General features: G+C 32.7%; 7 protein-coding genes. All 7 read right to left on the bottom strand.

Annotation, left to right across the window (positions count from 1 at the left end; translation table 11 throughout):
• Positions 1 to 68 precede the first annotated feature (68 nt).
• Positions 69 to 4262: a hybrid sensor histidine kinase/response regulator transcription factor gene (locus tag ACXAG4_RS01725; RefSeq protein WP_475294353.1), complete on the bottom strand. Its 4194-nt coding sequence runs from the start codon at positions 4260 to 4262 to the stop codon at positions 69 to 71.
• A 162-nt stretch (positions 4263 to 4424) separates the two neighbouring features.
• A complete protein-coding gene (locus ACXAG4_RS01730) occupies positions 4425 to 5999 on the bottom strand; it encodes a RagB/SusD family nutrient uptake outer membrane protein (RefSeq protein ID WP_475294354.1) in 1575 nt (524 codons plus the stop codon).
• An 18-nt stretch (positions 6000 to 6017) separates the two neighbouring features.
• A complete protein-coding gene (locus tag ACXAG4_RS01735; RefSeq protein ID WP_475294355.1) occupies positions 6018 to 9137 on the bottom strand; it encodes a SusC/RagA family TonB-linked outer membrane protein in 3120 nt (1039 codons plus the stop codon).
• A 346-nt stretch (positions 9138 to 9483) separates the two neighbouring features.
• Positions 9484 to 12786 carry a VCBS repeat-containing protein gene (locus ACXAG4_RS01740; RefSeq protein WP_475294356.1) on the bottom strand — a complete coding sequence of 1101 codons (3303 nt, stop codon included), beginning with the start codon at positions 12784 to 12786 and terminating at the stop codon, positions 9484 to 9486.
• Between the two features lie 32 nt (positions 12787 to 12818).
• A complete protein-coding gene (locus ACXAG4_RS01745) occupies positions 12819 to 15044 on the bottom strand; it encodes a sulfatase-like hydrolase/transferase (protein WP_475294357.1) in 2226 nt (741 codons plus the stop codon).
• A gap of 14 nt (positions 15045 to 15058) precedes the next feature.
• A complete protein-coding gene (locus tag ACXAG4_RS01750; RefSeq protein ID WP_475294358.1) occupies positions 15059 to 15694 on the bottom strand; it encodes a bifunctional 4-hydroxy-2-oxoglutarate aldolase/2-dehydro-3-deoxy-phosphogluconate aldolase in 636 nt (211 codons plus the stop codon).
• A 15-nt stretch (positions 15695 to 15709) separates the two neighbouring features.
• A complete protein-coding gene (locus ACXAG4_RS01755) occupies positions 15710 to 16867 on the bottom strand; it encodes a mandelate racemase/muconate lactonizing enzyme family protein (RefSeq protein ID WP_475294359.1) in 1158 nt (385 codons plus the stop codon).
• Between the last annotated feature and the right edge of the window lie 5 nt (positions 16868 to 16872).

Raw genomic sequence — 16872 nt, forward strand, 5'->3', positions numbered from 1 at the left:
CTTAAAATTACAGAACCAAGCACACAAAAAGTATGATAAAAGTCATTTGAAAAATACCCTTAAAAGCCCTATGATGTTACTTTTTTCTTTATATAGTTTGAAGGAGAATCTCCAAAAAACTTCCTAAAACATTTACCAAAATACCCAGGATCTGAAAAACCAACCATGTAGCTTACTTGCCCAATAGTTAACTCATTTTGTTCTAAAAGTTGTGCTGCACGTTTTAAACGTACCATTCTAATAAAATCATTAGGCGATTGGCCTGTAAGCTTTTTTAATTTTCTAAAAAACGTTGAGCGACTTGTATTCATATCTTCAACTAAACTATCAACCCAATAACTATCATTACCCATATTGGCTTCCATTAAATCCATAATTTTTTTTAAGAATGCCTCATCTAATGAATTTAAGGTTACTTTTTCTGGTGTTAACTCTTTTTCGGTTTGAAAACGCTTACGCATTAACGCTCTGGTTTCAATAAGGTTTTCTGCTTTTACTTGAAGTAATTTCATTTTAAATGGTTTTGGAATGTAAGCATCTGCTCCAGACTCTAAACCTTCAATTCTGTGTTCTACAGAATACAATGCAGTAAGTAAAACTATTGGTATATGGCTTGTTCTAATATTGGTTTTTAAGGCTTTACAAAGTTCAATTCCATCCATTTCGGGCATTAAAATATCACTTATAATAATATCTGGCATTTCTTTTAAGGCTATGTTTAAACCTTCTTTACCGTTTTCGGCTTCAAATACATTATAATTTTTAGAAAAACCTTCTTTTACCAATAAACGAATATCTGGATTATCATCAACAACCAAAATAGTGTTATCAAATTTTTCGTTTTCTAAATCTTCATCATTATCAAAATCTTGATTAATTTCTTGTGTTTCTTCAAAAGCTTCTTGTTCTGAAAAGGTAGCTGTTTCAATCATTTCTTCTGGTAATAAATGATCATTTCCAACGGGTAGTTTTATAGTAAATTTAGTACCAATACCTAATTGAGATGCTACTTCAATTTTACCATGATGTAATTCTACTAAATCTTTAGTTATGGCTAAACCAATACCTGTACCTTTACGCATACGCTCACGTGTTTGATTTACTTGGTAAAACCTATGAAATACAAATGGTAGCTCATCGGGCTTAATGCCAACACCGTTATCTTCAACCTCAATAATTAAGTATTTTACACTAAAGTCTGTATCATTAATTGTAATATCATTAACACCTTTTGCTTTTTTAATTTTAACTGTAATAGTACCTTGTTGATTGGTAAATTTTATGGCATTAAATATTAAATTGTTTAATATTTTTTCTAGTTTATCCCAATCAAACCAAATATCAAAAGTTTTTAGTTTAGACTCGAAAATTAAATTGATGTTGTTTTTTTTTGCTGAAGAACGAAATGAATTTGTTATTTCTCTAACAAAACTAATAATGTTAGATTTTGTAGCGCCTAATTTGGTTTCACCAACTTCAATTTTTCTAAATTCCATTAACTGATGTACCAGTCTTAACAGTGAATTAGCGTTTCGCTGAATGATTTTTAATTTTGGTTTTATTGATTGATTGTTGCTCTTGAGATTTTCTAAAAGTTCTTCAATAGGATTTAAAATTAATGTTATTGGTGTTTTAAACTCATGTGATATATTGGTGAAAAACTGTAATTTTAATCTGTTAACTTCTTCAATTTCTTTTTGAACCTTAACGGCTGCTTTTTCTTTTTCTTTTAAACTATTATATGATATTATACTATAAATTACACCTGATAATAGCACTATATACAACGCGTAAGCCCACCAAGTGTACCAAAACGGTGGCGAAATTCTAAATTTAAATTCGGCTGGGGTTTCATTCCAAATACCATCATTATTTGAGGCTTTTACTTTAAACGTGTAATTACCCGGTGATAGGTTTGTGTAATGAGCAAATGGTAATTTTTTTGCTGGCTGCCAAGTATTATCAAAACCTACTAATTGGTATTGAAATTTATTTTTTTCGGGGGCGGCATAATGTAAGGCTGCAAACTCAAAAGTTAAGGTGTTTTCATGGTGTTTTAGTTTAACAACTTCATTATTTTTATTAGAATTTATTAAAACACGCCCGTTATATGTTTGGCCTACATCAATTAACTGATTTTTTATTTTAAAACCTGTAAGTTTAGGTTGTGCAATTAAATTGTTTTGTTGTAAGTTTTTTGGATGAAAAATATTTAACCCCCGTAAACCGCCAAAAAACATATAATCATGTTTGTTTTTAAAGTAGGCATTTTTTCTGAAGTTATTACTTTGCAAACCATCATCTTTACTATAATTTTTAAAGCTTTTGGTTTTAGGGTTAAAGCATGAAATACCGTTATCTGTACTAATCCAAAGGTTGCCACTTTCGTCTTCTAAAATACCATAAACAGCATTATTTGCTAAACCATGCTCTTCTGTAAAATGTTCGAAAACAGGTGTACCATTATCTGTAAAGGTCATTTTGTTTAGCCCGCCACCAAAAGTACCAATCCAGAAAACACCATTTCTATCTTCATGAATAGCAAATACTGAATTATGGCTTAAACTAGTGTTATCATCAGGCTTGTGGTAATAGGTTTTAAAAATATCTGGGTTTCCGTTAGTACCGCGCTTAAGCAATCCTAAACCACCTTGCACACCGCCAATCCATAAGTTTCCCTTGCTATCTTCAAACAAACAACTTATAAAATCACTACCTATGCTGTGCTCGTTATTTAAATCTGATTTAAAATGAACTGCATTTGAAAAATTAAAGGCCTCATTTTTTTTCCACTTTACCAAGCCTTGACCAAAGGACCCAAACCACATTGTGCCGTATTTATCTTGTATAATTGAAAAAACATCAGGAATATTTAGGGGTGTTTTATTAAAAGTTACGGCTTTTGAAACTGCATTAACCTGCATGGTATAAATAGCCTCTTTACCCAACCAATAATGGCCTTCATTATCTTTAAAAATAGACTTTACAGATTGTGATTTGTTAAACTTTTGGCTTGTTTTTTCATCGTCATAAAAATAATGTGTGATGTTGGGTGATTGAAAGTTTTCTTGAAATTCTATTTTATTTAACCCTTGCTCTGTACCTACCCAAACGTAGTTATCGTCTTGAAAAATAGTGTTTACTGAAGCATTACTTAATGTGTTTTTAGTTAATTTATTTCTTGTAAAATACAGTATATCTTTTTTTTGTAAATCGGCTTTATTTAATCCGCCTACTTCTGTACCAACCCACAACACATTGGTTTTATCTACTAGTATAGATTTAACCCTTGTATTACTCAAATTTGTTGAAAAAACATCACTAGGCGCATGTAATGTATAGGCTCCTGTTTCTGTATTTAAATTATAAATACCATAGCCATAAACACCTACCCAAATATTATTATTAAAATCTTCGGTTATTGCATTAATTTCTCCATAAAGATTTTCATTTTCGTTTAAATTTAAATGGAACCTTTTAAAATCACTTTTAGTTGTTGCATATATACTAGTTGGTTTGTTTAAACTCCAAACACCTGTACCTTTTTCACCTATTAAAAATGCTTTTTTTGATGATAAATACATGGCATTAATAGGCTTATTAAAACCTTTAACTTTTGAAAAACTTTTATTGCCCGATTTTGATGCATACACTCTATTTAAACCTGTCATTGTACCTACCCATAGGTTATTATAGGCATCTTTTGCAATAGATAAAATAGTATTACTATCAATTACATTTTGCCCTTTTGGTTGATAGTAATAGTGCTTTACATTCTCATTTGATTCATTAGGATGTATTATTTGAAATAGGCCTGATTTTTTTGTACCAACCCAAATGGTTCCATCAGCCTCATCAGGAAAAATAGCGGTTATTTCTTTATTTTTTAATTGTGAATTTACGGCATAAAAATGCTGTTTGTTTATATTATAAGCGCATAAACCACCAACAGTACCCACCCAAAGTGTATTGGTTTTATCTACAGCTAGTTTACTTATCATGTTATTAATAAGGCTATTAGCATTATTGTTTATAGCACTTCTTAAAACAATAAACCTTTGCCCATCATACTTATACAAACCGTTTGATGTACCTAGCCATAATAGTCCATCATTGTCTTGCACTACAGATTCAATGGTGTTTTGGGTTAAGCCTTTATCATCAATAAAATGTTCAAACTGAATTTTTGGAGACTGCGCATTTGTGCCTTTAACAATACCAATTATTATAATTAAAACTAGTATTATTTTTTTGAACTTCATTTTATGGAAACTTAAACTCATTAATGCAAAAATTGACCTTAGATTTAAAAATAACTTAAAACTTTTGATTTATAAAATTAAAACGACCCAAAACCAAATATGCTTTTGAGCCGTTTAAAAAAACTAAAACAATTCTAAAAATTTAAATATGACTAACTATAATTAATATCCTTCGTTTTGTTCTAAATTAGGGTTTCTATCAACATCATTTTGAGGAATAGCAATGTACTCTCTACCTGGTTTATAGGCTGATGTTCCTGCACTTTCAGATTTTAAATCTGGGTTATCTACAATTCTAGATTTTACTCTACCCCAACGTAATAAATCAAAATATCTTGAGCGCTCAAAAGTTAACTCTTTAACACGTTCGTCTTCAATGTCTTGCATTGTAACGCTTGTGAACTCAGGCATATCTGCTCTTCTTCTCACTTTATTAATAGCCTCTAAACCTTCAGCTGATAAATTATTATCATCCATTAAATCAGCTTCAGCAAACATTAATAAAACATCAGCATAACGCATTAATCTTAAGTTATTTCCTGAACCATGCCAACCACCATCTTGCGATCCACTATGATTATTAAATTCCCAATCTAAAAACTTATTTGCATAAACTTCAGTTGCTGTAGCACTATACGCACTAGTATATGGCGTATTTAAATAAGTTCTAGACCTAAGTGTTTTACCTTCGTACTGAGTTGTTTCTTCTGTATTCCAAAAAAGCGTAGTAAATGTTCTTGGGTCTATTTCTCCATTAATAGTTTGTTCATCTAAAAACAAATCTAGCGCCCATTGGTTTACTCGCATACCATCTTGACCGGTGTACCCTGCAGGTGCTAAATCTGGTTGATATGCTGCTCCTTTACCTCTATTTGGAGCATCTGCTCCCCATCCGCCTAAACCGTCTGCAACCAATTGAATTTCAAATACAGACTCAGCATTGTTTTCAAATTCTTCTGTAAAGTTGTGTGCATAATCATCCATTAACTGGTATCTACCATCCATTATTTTAGCAAATTCTACTTTTGCTTCAGCATATTTATTTTGGTATAAATAAGCTTTACCTAAGTAACCTGTTGCAGCACCTGAAGTAGCTCTACCAACTTGGTTTACAGACCAAGAATCTGGCAACATACTTTGAGCCATTTGTAAATCAGCTTCTATTTGTGCCCATACATCAGCAGGATCTGCTTGTGTTACCGTAAATAAGTCTACTTCGGAAGTTGGTTTTGTTATTAATGGAATATTCCTCCAGCTATTTAGTAGATTGAAATAATTAAAGGCTCTAATAAAGTAAGCTTCACCTAGAATATTATCTTTTTCTTGTTGTGAAAATTCAGGGTCTACAATGTCTGGCACATGCTTAAGTACTTCGTTTGCTCTGGCTATTCCTTGGTACATTGCTTGCCAACACCAGCGTGTTGCATTACTATCTGAAGTTCCGCTAAAGTAGCCAACTGCTGTACGCTCTGAAGTATTGAAACCGTTTACTACATCATCTCTATAATCTGAAATAAATATTTCAAATCTGGTATAATACCAAATGTGTGTGAATGGACTGTAAGCTCCTATTATTCCTTTTTCGGCGTCACCTTGCGATTGCCAAAATGTATCTGGTGATAGTTTATTTGGGTTTACCTGATCTAAAACATCGTCTGAGCAATTAATGTTTACTACCCCTACAACTCCCATTAAAAATAGAGCTGTGATTGATAATTTTATATTTATTTTTTTCATAATTCTATTTTTTTTTCATTAAAACGACACTTGTAAACCTAACTGAAATGTTCTTGGTGTTGGGTAAGATCCTTCATCAATACCTGTATTGATAATTGCTCTACCGTTAGAACCTCTATTGTTTCTACCAACTTCTGGGTAATACCCTGTATAATCTGTTATTGTAAACAAATTGGTTGCAGAAGCATATAATCTTACTTTTTGAATTTTAATTCTTTCTGTAATATCGGTTGGTAACGTGTAGCCTATTTGTGCATTCCTTAAACGGAAGTATGCACCATTTTCTAAATAGAAATCAGACATTCTTCTATTAAAACCATTATCTGTTCTTGTATTTCTTGGAATGTTTGTATTTGTGTTGGTAGTAGTCCAAGAATTTAATCTATCAGTAAAATAATTACCTTCAGTATCAAAATATCCTCTATACTTAGTTCCGTTTAATATTGTATTACCAGATACGCCATTGAAGAATAAGTTTAAATCCCAATTTTTATAATCTGCAGATAGGTTAATACCATATTCAAAATCTGGTATACCTGAACCTAAAGCGGTTTGGTCATTCTGATCTATTATACCATCTGGCCCGCTTCCATCAGGTCCTGCAATATCTTTAAATTTTAAATCTCCAGCTACAGGATTTCCTACCTGATCATTAGCAGCTGTGGCTTCGGCATCAGTTTGATAAATACCATCAACCACATAGCCATAGAATGAACTTATTGGACGTCCAGGTACAATTTCCATACTATTTAAAGTATTAGAGGTAAAAGAACCTTGCACTAAACGACCAGCAGAACCTAATGAGGTTACTTCATTATTTATTTTAGAAAAATTTACTGTTGCTGAAAAGTTTAAATCTCCAAAATTGTCTCTATAGGTTGCTAAAAACTCAAAACCTTTGTTTTCCATGGTTGCTATATTTTGAGGAAACTCATTACCAAAACCGGAATAAAATACAGGTGATGAATTTAGCAGGATATCTTCTGTCTCAGCCTTAAAATAGTCCATTGTAACACTTAACTTTCTATCTAAAGCTTCAAATTCTAAACCAATATTAGTTGTTTTTGTTGTCTCCCAACTTATAAATGGATTAACCATTTGAGTAATTGCGTAACCTGTTTGTCTTTCTTGATTTTCACCTAAAATATATTCACTAAAGAAATCTATAACAAAATCTGTTTGGTATGCACTAACATTGTTTGAACCAACTTCACCATAACCTGCTCTAAATTTAATATTTGTTAAAGCTTCAAAATCTTTCATAAATGGTTCATTACTTACATTCCAACCTAAAGCTGCCGATGGGAAGGTAGCGTCTCTAAGTCCTTCTTTAAATAAAGATGATCTATCTTGACGTATAGATGCCGTAATTAAATATCTATCATCAAAATTATAATTTAACCTACCTAAATAAGAGTGAATTGCCGATGTGATATCATTAGATGGTACTTCTACATACGTTTGAGCTGCAGAAGCTACTCTTATATCGTTATTTGGAAAATCTCTTGCATCTACCCCTAAAGATCTAGAATTATTTTTTTGCTCTGTAAAACCAATAACCGCATCAATAGTATGTTTATCTGCAAATGTTTTGTTGTAGCTTAATGTATGCTCAAGTAATGTTGAAGTAAATGTAGTATTGGTTTCTTGTAATCTAGATTGTACATCATTACCTCCATTATCTGCAAATACAGATACTAATGGTGTAAATGTATAATTGTTGTTATTGTAATGTTCTAATCCTAAGTTAATTTTATAGGTTAAACCATTTAATATTTCATAAGACGCTGCTATATTACCTAAAAGCGTATTACGAGTAACAGTTCTATCTTGGGTAGCTGCCAAACCTAATTCATTTATTGTATTGTTTGCTCCATAAAATTTACCTTGTTGAAATAAGTCACCTGTTGCAGGATCTATTACGCCTCTGTCTGCAATATCAGACAAACTCCAATCACCAGCATCATTTTTCAATCTAATTACTGGAATTATGTTCCTTTCTTTGTTAAAGTAGTTATTGGGATTATTAACAGTTCTTGTTAAACCAATGGTATTTTCAATTTTAAATTTACCTTTAGTTAACCCAACGTTAGTGCGTAATGTTTGTCTTTTAAAATCTGAATACTTAACAATACCTTCTTGCTCAAATTGCGTAAAAGAGGCACTGTATGTTGTATTTTCTCCGCCACCTGTAACTCTTACGTTTGTATTTTTAACACCAGCTGTTCTAAGTGATTCATCGTATAGGTTATTGCTGTAGTTTGGATCAAAATATTCATCTAAAGCAGGGTATCTATCTTGGTCATCATTATCTCTAGCATTATTAACTATTTGAGCATATTGGCTTGCGTTTGCCCAATCATAAGTATTAATAACCTTTTGCACACCATAACTTGTATCTAAAGAGATATTAACCTTACCACCTTTACCTTTTTTAGTAGTAATTATAATTACACCATTTGCAGCACGCGAACCATAAATTGCCAATGCTGATGCATCTTTTAATACTGAAATAGATTCAATATCTTGGGGTGCTACAGAACTCATACTACCCGTTATCATTCCATCAATAACAAACAAAGGTTCATTATTAGAAAAAGATGTAGCTCCTCTAATTAAAAAATTTGAGCCCGCACCTGGTGCACCACCTGCGGCCTGAACACTTACACCGGCAACACGACCTTGTAACGCTTGTGAAGCATCGTTATAAGTGTATTTTTCAATATCTTTTGACCCTACAACAGCCACAGCACCTGTTAAATCAGATTTTTTTGTTGTTCCATAGCCTACAATTACCACTTCGTCTAATTGGCTAGCATCTTCAACTAGAGTAATGTTAATTTGACTTTTGCCATTTACGGGCACCTCTTTGGTTATAAAACCTAGGTAACTAACAACAAGCGTTGCACTACTAGAGGCTGTTAATGAGTAGTTACCATCAAAATCTGTTTGTGCTCCTGTTGTTGTTCCTTTTACAACAATGTTGGCTCCCGTTAGCGGTTGCCCATTTTCATCACTTACAACACCATTAATTTTTATGTCTTGCGCAAAACTAACCAGTGTACCGGCTAGCAAAAAAGTTGCAATCATAAAAACGCGATGCTGAAATGTCTTCTTAAGTAATTTTAATACTTTCATAAGCGTTTTGAAGTTTTAGTTATTTAATTTAGTTTGATTGTTATTTAAGGGTAATGTGCTAGAATTTTAATTATGAATATTTTCAACTAAAATGAAAAGCGCATGATTATGTCTTAAATACCAATTTCAAAGTAACAGAATTGACTTTTTTTAGCTTGGTAAAATATGTTCATTATTACGGATTATTAAATCAAACCCTTATAGAATCAGCTATTTGTCAATTATTTGAAAGAATTTTTGCAGGCTTATTATTTAGTTAAACTTACTTGTTTAACAATACCCCAAAAAAAAACACCTCATAATTAATTAAAATTATGAGGCGTTTATGTAAGTGTGTTTTACTTTTTTATTTTGAAATCTGCAGTAACTTAACAGTATTATTATTACGCGCAAATATTACACCTTGTTTCCCGTTTTTTCCGAGTAAAATGGTTTCCATATTTCTAACTTCACCATTCACAAACAATCCTGTTTCTTTAGTTGAAAGCACTTCTACTTTTTCATTTTTATTAAACTGTAGTACCAAGCCTAAACTTGCATCATTTCTTGGTGTTTCAACCTCAGCGTTGTACAAATTACCTGCTGCCAAAACAATATTTTTGTTATTTACTTTTAAACTTTTAAAAGTATTTATAGAAGATAGCTGCGCAGTGTTTGGTAATTTATGAAGCTTAAAAGTGCCATTACCTAGGTTTTCTACCCATGCATTTTCAAACATGTTGGCTTGATAGTGTAACGATTTATCTAACATTGCTTGCCCATAGATATCAGCTAATGATGCCTCTGCAAATAACTCAAAAGTTTGAAAACGTTGTGCAATGGCCGGCACCTGTTGAGATGAACACTCTCTACCTCTTAGTGGTAACATTTTACCATTTTTTTGATAACTAAGTACAATATCCATACTGCCGTTTTCATCAAAATCATTGGCATAAACCTCAAAAGGTTTTTCTTTTTTGGCTTTGTATTTGTAGTTTAAACCTAAATTTCCGGCAAGAAAATCTATATCTCCATCGCCATCAACATCAGCTTTTTCTAAACTGTACCACCAACCGGTGTAATCATTAAAACCTAATTTATTGGTAACTTCATTAAACTTATTGCCTTTATTTTCAAAAAACCGAATAGGCATCCATTCACCCGTAATTATTAAATCTGGTTTTCCATCATTATTAAAATCTTCCCAAAGTGCCGATGTTACTAAACCTGCGTCTTGTAGCTCTGGTAAAACTTGATTTGTTACGTTTGTATATTTTAGTGTTTCGTTTGTACCGCCTTCATTTTTTAAAATATAACTTTTTGCTGCAAATGGATATTTACCTGGTACTATTCTTCCACCAACAAATAAATCTAAATCACCATCTCCGTCATAATCAGAGGCTATCACTTTACTTCCGCTAGCGGTAATTTTTGGTAATGCCGTATTGCTTTTTATAAAACCGTTTTTAGTATTTATATATAGCCTATCTTGATAAAAACTTGCGGGTTTAGCAGAGTCGTTTCCGCCGTTAACAACGTATAAATCTAAATCGCCATCGTTATCAGCATCAAACAAAAGTGCAGATATGTCTTCAAAATCAGTATCATCTTCCCAAGGACCGTTTAGTATTTGAAATGTTTCATCTGCTTTTTGAATATACATTGATGCCTTACTTCCTGTTGCATTACCAATAAAAAAATCTTCTAAACCATCATTATTAACATCGCCTACTGCCAAGGCTGGTCCATAAGCCGAATTTTTATGTGGCAATAACGGCTCTCTTAAAAAATCATTGTAAGCATCTTCTTTATGACTAAAATTAACGCCCCATTTTTCTGTAATATCAGTAAACATTGGTAAACTAGCATTAACTTTGGTATTTATTCCACTTGCATTTTCAAATGAAATTTCATGTTGCTTATTAGCTTCAAGTGTATTAAAAACTTGCTCATTTCCGTTTGGCCAAATTACTTTTAATTGCTCTATACTTGCATCTCCTAAACCAAAATGTAAAACTGGCGACACGCTAGATTGAAAACCGCGACTTAAAGTCAACTCTTGATATTGCGTGCCTTTGCTAGTTTTTAAAGTAACTTTTGCCCCTAAACCATTAGGATTATTTTTAGGCCCCTTTAGTTTTACTTTTATAAATTTTTGATTTTTTGAAGTATTAGTTTCATTTTTAAAAATTGATGCTGCATCACCTAAATTGTTCATTACCAAATCCAAATCGCCATCATTATCTAAATCTGCATAAGACACACCGTTTGAAAAACCTTCATATTTTAAATTCCATAAATTATTGGCTTTTGAAAATTTTAAATGGCCTTCATTTTTAAACACATAATTATCAATTGGGTTACTTGGGTATTGACGATAATCTATAGCTTTATTAAGGTCTGTAAAACTTTTTATTTTTGTTTTTTGGTTTACATCATTGTTGTTAACATCGCGCTTCATACCGTTGGTTACAATAACATCTTTTAAGCCATCGTTATCAAAATCTGCAAACAAAACGCCCCAACTCCAATCTGTTGTGGCCATACCTGCAAACCTTGAAATATTACTAAAAAGCGGCATACCGTTTTTGTTTATACCATTATTTACCTGTAATACATTTTGCATGTATTGGTAGTGCATACCTAAATCTATGGCTTCATAAAACGTTTTAGGACTCATACTTGCCATATTGGTTTTGGCGCGTTTATAATCATCGGGTGTCATATCTAACTGTACAAAATCTAGAAGATTATCATTATTAAAATCGGCTGCATCAATGCCCATTCCAAACATGGCGGTTTGGTTGGTTGCTTCTTTTACAACTTCTTTAAAAGTACCATCACCGTTGTTTAAATAGAAATAATCTGGCACATTAAAATCATTAGACAAGTATAAATCTTTGAAACCATCATTATTAAAATCTGAAGCTAGTACACCCAAAGTCATTCCAAAATTTTGTACACCAGCGTTTGCTGTTACATCAGTAAATGTATTATTTCCATTGTTTTTATAGAGATGACCAGAATCTTCAAACGCATTATTTTGCATTTTGTTAAAGTAATACTGATTTCCCTGACTTACAGGTACTAAAGGATAATTACCCACAAAAACATCTAAAAGGCCATCATTATCATAATCAAAAAAAGTTGCTTGTATGGAGTAAGAAGCATCAGCAAGACCGTAATTTTCAGCTAATTCAGTAAAAGTACCGTTTTTATTATTTATAAAAAGTTGATTTCTAGTTTCACCGTACAACCCTGAAACAGATGTATAAATATCTAACCAACCATCGGCATTTACATCGGCCATGGTTGCTCCTGTATACCATCTTTCATCACCTGAAACACCTGCTTTTTCAGAAACATCTTCAAACTGCATATTGCCCTTATTAAGGTACAGTTTATTTGGCGTCATGTTTCCTGTAAAATAGATATCATCTAACCCATCATTATTAACATCTCCAATAGCAACGCCTCCACCCATATACATGTACGGAAATGTGAAATAGTTAAGTGAATCATTTTCAATTATATTGTTAGAAAAAACTATTCCGGTTTCTTCTTTTGATAATGATTTAAACGATGTTGACAGCTCATTTTTTGTTTCAACTTCTTTTTTACAAGAAATTAAACAAGTTGCTACTAGTATAAAGAAAAAAAGGTTTTTCATATATATTTTAAAATCTTTAAATACAACCAATTTTACTTAGAAAATGGTTTTAAATTAACTCTTAACAAATAATTATCGGCGGTTATAAACAAGTATCTATAATCATCATTAAAAACGCAATTACCTGTTGTTCTTCCGGTATTAATTGTTCCTAAATGTTTCCCTTCTGGAGAAATTATTAAAATACCATTGCCTACTGCTACAAAAATATTACCATGCTGGTCTAGTTTTATACCGTCTGGATTTTGCTTTGCGGTACTTTTATCTATTATTTCTTTAGGATTGAAAAATACACGTTTATTTTTAACAACTCCTGGTTTTACAATATCATAAGCCCAAATCATTGGTTTTGGTATATTAGATTCTGCAACATAAAGTATTTTTCCGTTGTTTGAAACCGCTATACCATTTGGTCTTGCCAATGTTTTATCAAGTAAAGTTAATTGGCCTGCTTTACTTAAAAAATAAACACCATTAAAACCTAACGCACTAACACCTTTTTTACCTAAACCATAAGGCGGATCTGTAAAATATAAATTTCCTATTTTATCGTAGAATAAATCGTTTGGCGAGTTAAACTTTTGGCCTTTATAATGAAAAACCAAAGGTTTAAAAACCGGATTTAAAGTATCTTTTAAATTTACCAGTTTACTAACCGATCTTGTACCGTGCTGACATAAAATTAAGTTTCCTTCGGCATCTATTGCTAAACCATTTGAGTTTTTTGACGTTGACAAATACACGCTTAAACCGTCTAAATCATTCCATTTGTAAACCTTATTTTCTGGTACATCAGAAAAATATAGATTCTGCCCTTTTGGTTGCCACACAGGACCTTCAGACCAGCTAAAACCTTCAGCTACTACATCAATTCTAGCATGTTTTGATATTATACTATCTAATTCTGGCGCAATTCTTTCAATACTTCCTGTGGTTGGGTATTTTTTTAATGAATCTAAAATATTTTGAAATTTAGCTTTTAATTGAATTTCTGCATCTGTTTTTGCATCAATTCGTTTGGTTTCTAAAACATCGTTTTTAAAATTATAAAACCTGCCATCGGCATACAACTTATAAGTGCTGTTCATTACAAATTCTGCAGGACTTAAATGTTCTTTATGCGCTCCTGGTTTTGGGTTATAACTCATATATACCCAGTCTCGCCTATTGGTATTTTCACCCTTTAAAACAGGTAAAAAACTTTGCCCGTCTGTTTTAAAGCTTTCTGGTACTGGCACACCAGCAACATCTAAAAGTGTAGGAAGAAAATCTATAGCATCAACAAATTCATCAGACTGTTGCCCTTTTTCTATTTTACCTTTCCAGCTTGCAATAAAGGGCACTTTAATTCCGGCTTGTGTTGTTAAACCTTTACCACCTTGCACCACTTTATCACCCATTTTTGAGTAAATTTTTTGATGTGTTCCATTATCAGAATAAAATAAAACGAGGGTTTCTTCGGCTAAACCTTGTGCTTCAAGATTGCTCATAATTTTACCAATAATTTTATCGACATATGCCACCATATCACCAAAATATTGAGGTTCATTATCTAACCTACGAGCTTCATCACTCCAAATACTACTATCTGGTGTAGGCGAAAAAGGGTCGTGTGTTAACGCCATTGGATAGTACACAAAAAAAGGCTTCTCATTATCTTTTTGTTGGTTTACAAAATTATTTAGATAATTAACAAACACATCAGGCCCATATTTACCTTTTGTAGCTTCTAAAAAAGCACCATCTTGATAAATAGTTGGGTTTGCAAAACGCGACCCTTTGTTTTCTGTATGCCCAACATGCCATCCGCAGTATTTATCAAAACCTGCATTGCTAATTTTCATTCCTGTGTCTCGCCTGTACTCAGATCCGGGATACCCAAGCGGATCATAACTTTGTAACTGCCATTTACCAACAATACATGTTTTATAACCTGCATCTTGCATTAAATGCCCAAAGGTTTTTTCTTCAGGATCTAAAATGCCAAAAGCAGTCCAGTTTCTAAAGTTATACTTACCTGTCATTAGCTTCACTCTGGTGTTGGTACAAAGTGGTTGTGCATAAGCCTGATTAAACTGCAAACCATTAGCTGCTAACTTATCAATATTAGGTGTTTTGTAAGATGTGCCACCGTAACTACCAATACATTCAAACCCTAAATCATCGGCCATTATTAAAATAATATTAGGCTGTTTTTTTGATTTTTTTGAAGAACAATTAAGTGCTAAAAACACTAATAATAGGGTTAAAAATCTCATATTATTGATATTGATTATTTAAACTTTTTTATTTCTGAAATAAACTGAGCAGCTCTTGTTTTAACAGCATTTAATTCTGACGTATTAGTAACTGTTTTTGTTAGTGCACCACCAATACCAATACCAGCTGCACCTGCTTCCATCCACGCTTTTACATTTTCTAAATTTATACCACCAACAGCCAATAATTTGATATGATTTAACGGTGCTTTTATAGATTTGAAATAATCTACACCCATAATATCTGCTGGAAATAACTTTACAAAATCTGCACCGGCTTCATGCGCATTACAAACTTCGGTTGGCGTTAAAGCGCCCATTAAAACTGGTATGTTATTTTTATGAGCTGTTTTACTTACCGCAGCATTTGTATTTGGGGTTACTAAAAATTGAGCACCGGCTGTTACTGCTTTTTCTGCTATTTCAGTATTTATAACCGTTCCTGCTCCAATTAAAACGTTTGGATATTGTTGTCTTGCTTTATTAATTTCTTCTGAAAAACCAGGTGTATTTGATGTTACCTCTAAAACTTTAATACCAGCTTCAACCAAGTTTTTTATAGCACCTGCTACTTCATTTTGGTGTTGCAAACGAATAACTACTACTAATTTTTCGGCTTCAATACCATTTACAATCTCATTTCTTGTCATTTTTAAATTTAAAATTTACCAATTAGTAAAAGAACCATCATGACGTTTTAATCGTGGTATTTCAACGGGTTTAAATCCTTCTTTTAAAGCTAATGCTTCGTTAAATTCAACACCCAACCCTGGTGTTGTTGGCAAAGGATATCTTGAGCCTTCTAATTTTGGCTGTACAGGATAATATTTAGGATCATTAGTAGATACGTGTGCACCTGTGTTAACTTCTTCTAACCAACTAAAGTTAGGGCTTGCAGCTGCAACATGAATGGTTGCTGCTGTACAAATAGGGCCTAACGGATTATGAGGCATTAAATCTATATAATGCGCTTCGGCCATGGCAGCAACTTTCATAGATTCTGTAATACCGCCAACATTACACACATCAATTCTAGCATACTGCGTAATATTGCGCTCTATGTATGGTAAAAATTGCCATTTGCTTGAAAACTCTTCGCCAATAGCAAAAGGAATATCAATCATTTTCCTTAAGTTTTCGTATGCTTCAGGGTTTTCATCTCTAATTGGTTCTTCAATAAAATCTAAAGTGCCTTTTGGCATTCTATTCATAAAAGAATATGTTTCGGCTGCTGTTAATCGGGTATGGTAATCAATACCAATTGTAACGTTTTGGCCCACTTCTTTTCTAAGTTTTACCATCCATTCGGCTAGTGAAGCAATAGATTTTCTTGGTTCAAAAAGACAAATATCTTCTTGAGCTTCAAACTCTGCTGGTGCTAAACGCAACATATCCCAACCTTCATTAACCAAGCGTTTAGACTGCTCTAAAAGTGCTTCTAACGTTGAAAAACGCACCGATGCAAAACAAGGCACATAATCGCGTTGTTTACCTCCTAAAAGTTCGTAAACTGGCACACCAAGTGCTTTTCCTTTTATATCATAAAGTGCAATATCTATAGCTGAAATAGCAGCTGTTAATACTCGGCCACCTTCAAAATATTGCCCTCTATATAGATCTTGCCAAATGGCACCAATTTGCATAGGGTTTTTACCAATTAATAACGGGCGGTAATGATTAATAGCGCCTATAACTGCTAACTCACGACCAGATAAACCTGATGCTCCCCAACCGTGTAAACCATTATCTGTTTCTATTTTTACAACCAATTGGCTACCTGAACCAATGTTTACCGGAAATGTTTTTATTGCTGAAATTTTCACTGTAA

Source organism: Seonamhaeicola sp. ABD4_175, from assembly GCF_056160885.1.

Coding starts and splice junctions, on each gene's coding strand:
- ACXAG4_RS01745 (WP_475294357.1), bottom strand. CDS start 15,044: ATGAGATTTTTAACCCTATTATTAGTGTTTTTAGCACTTAATTGTTCT.
- ACXAG4_RS01725 (WP_475294353.1), bottom strand. CDS start 4,262: ATGAAGTTCAAAAAAATAATACTAGTTTTAATTATAATAATTGGTATT.
- ACXAG4_RS01730 (WP_475294354.1), bottom strand. CDS start 5,999: ATGAAAAAAATAAATATAAAATTATCAATCACAGCTCTATTTTTAATG.
- ACXAG4_RS01735 (WP_475294355.1), bottom strand. CDS start 9,137: ATGAAAGTATTAAAATTACTTAAGAAGACATTTCAGCATCGCGTTTTT.
- ACXAG4_RS01750 (WP_475294358.1), bottom strand. CDS start 15,694: ATGACAAGAAATGAGATTGTAAATGGTATTGAAGCCGAAAAATTAGTA.
- ACXAG4_RS01740 (WP_475294356.1), bottom strand. CDS start 12,786: ATGAAAAACCTTTTTTTCTTTATACTAGTAGCAACTTGTTTAATTTCT.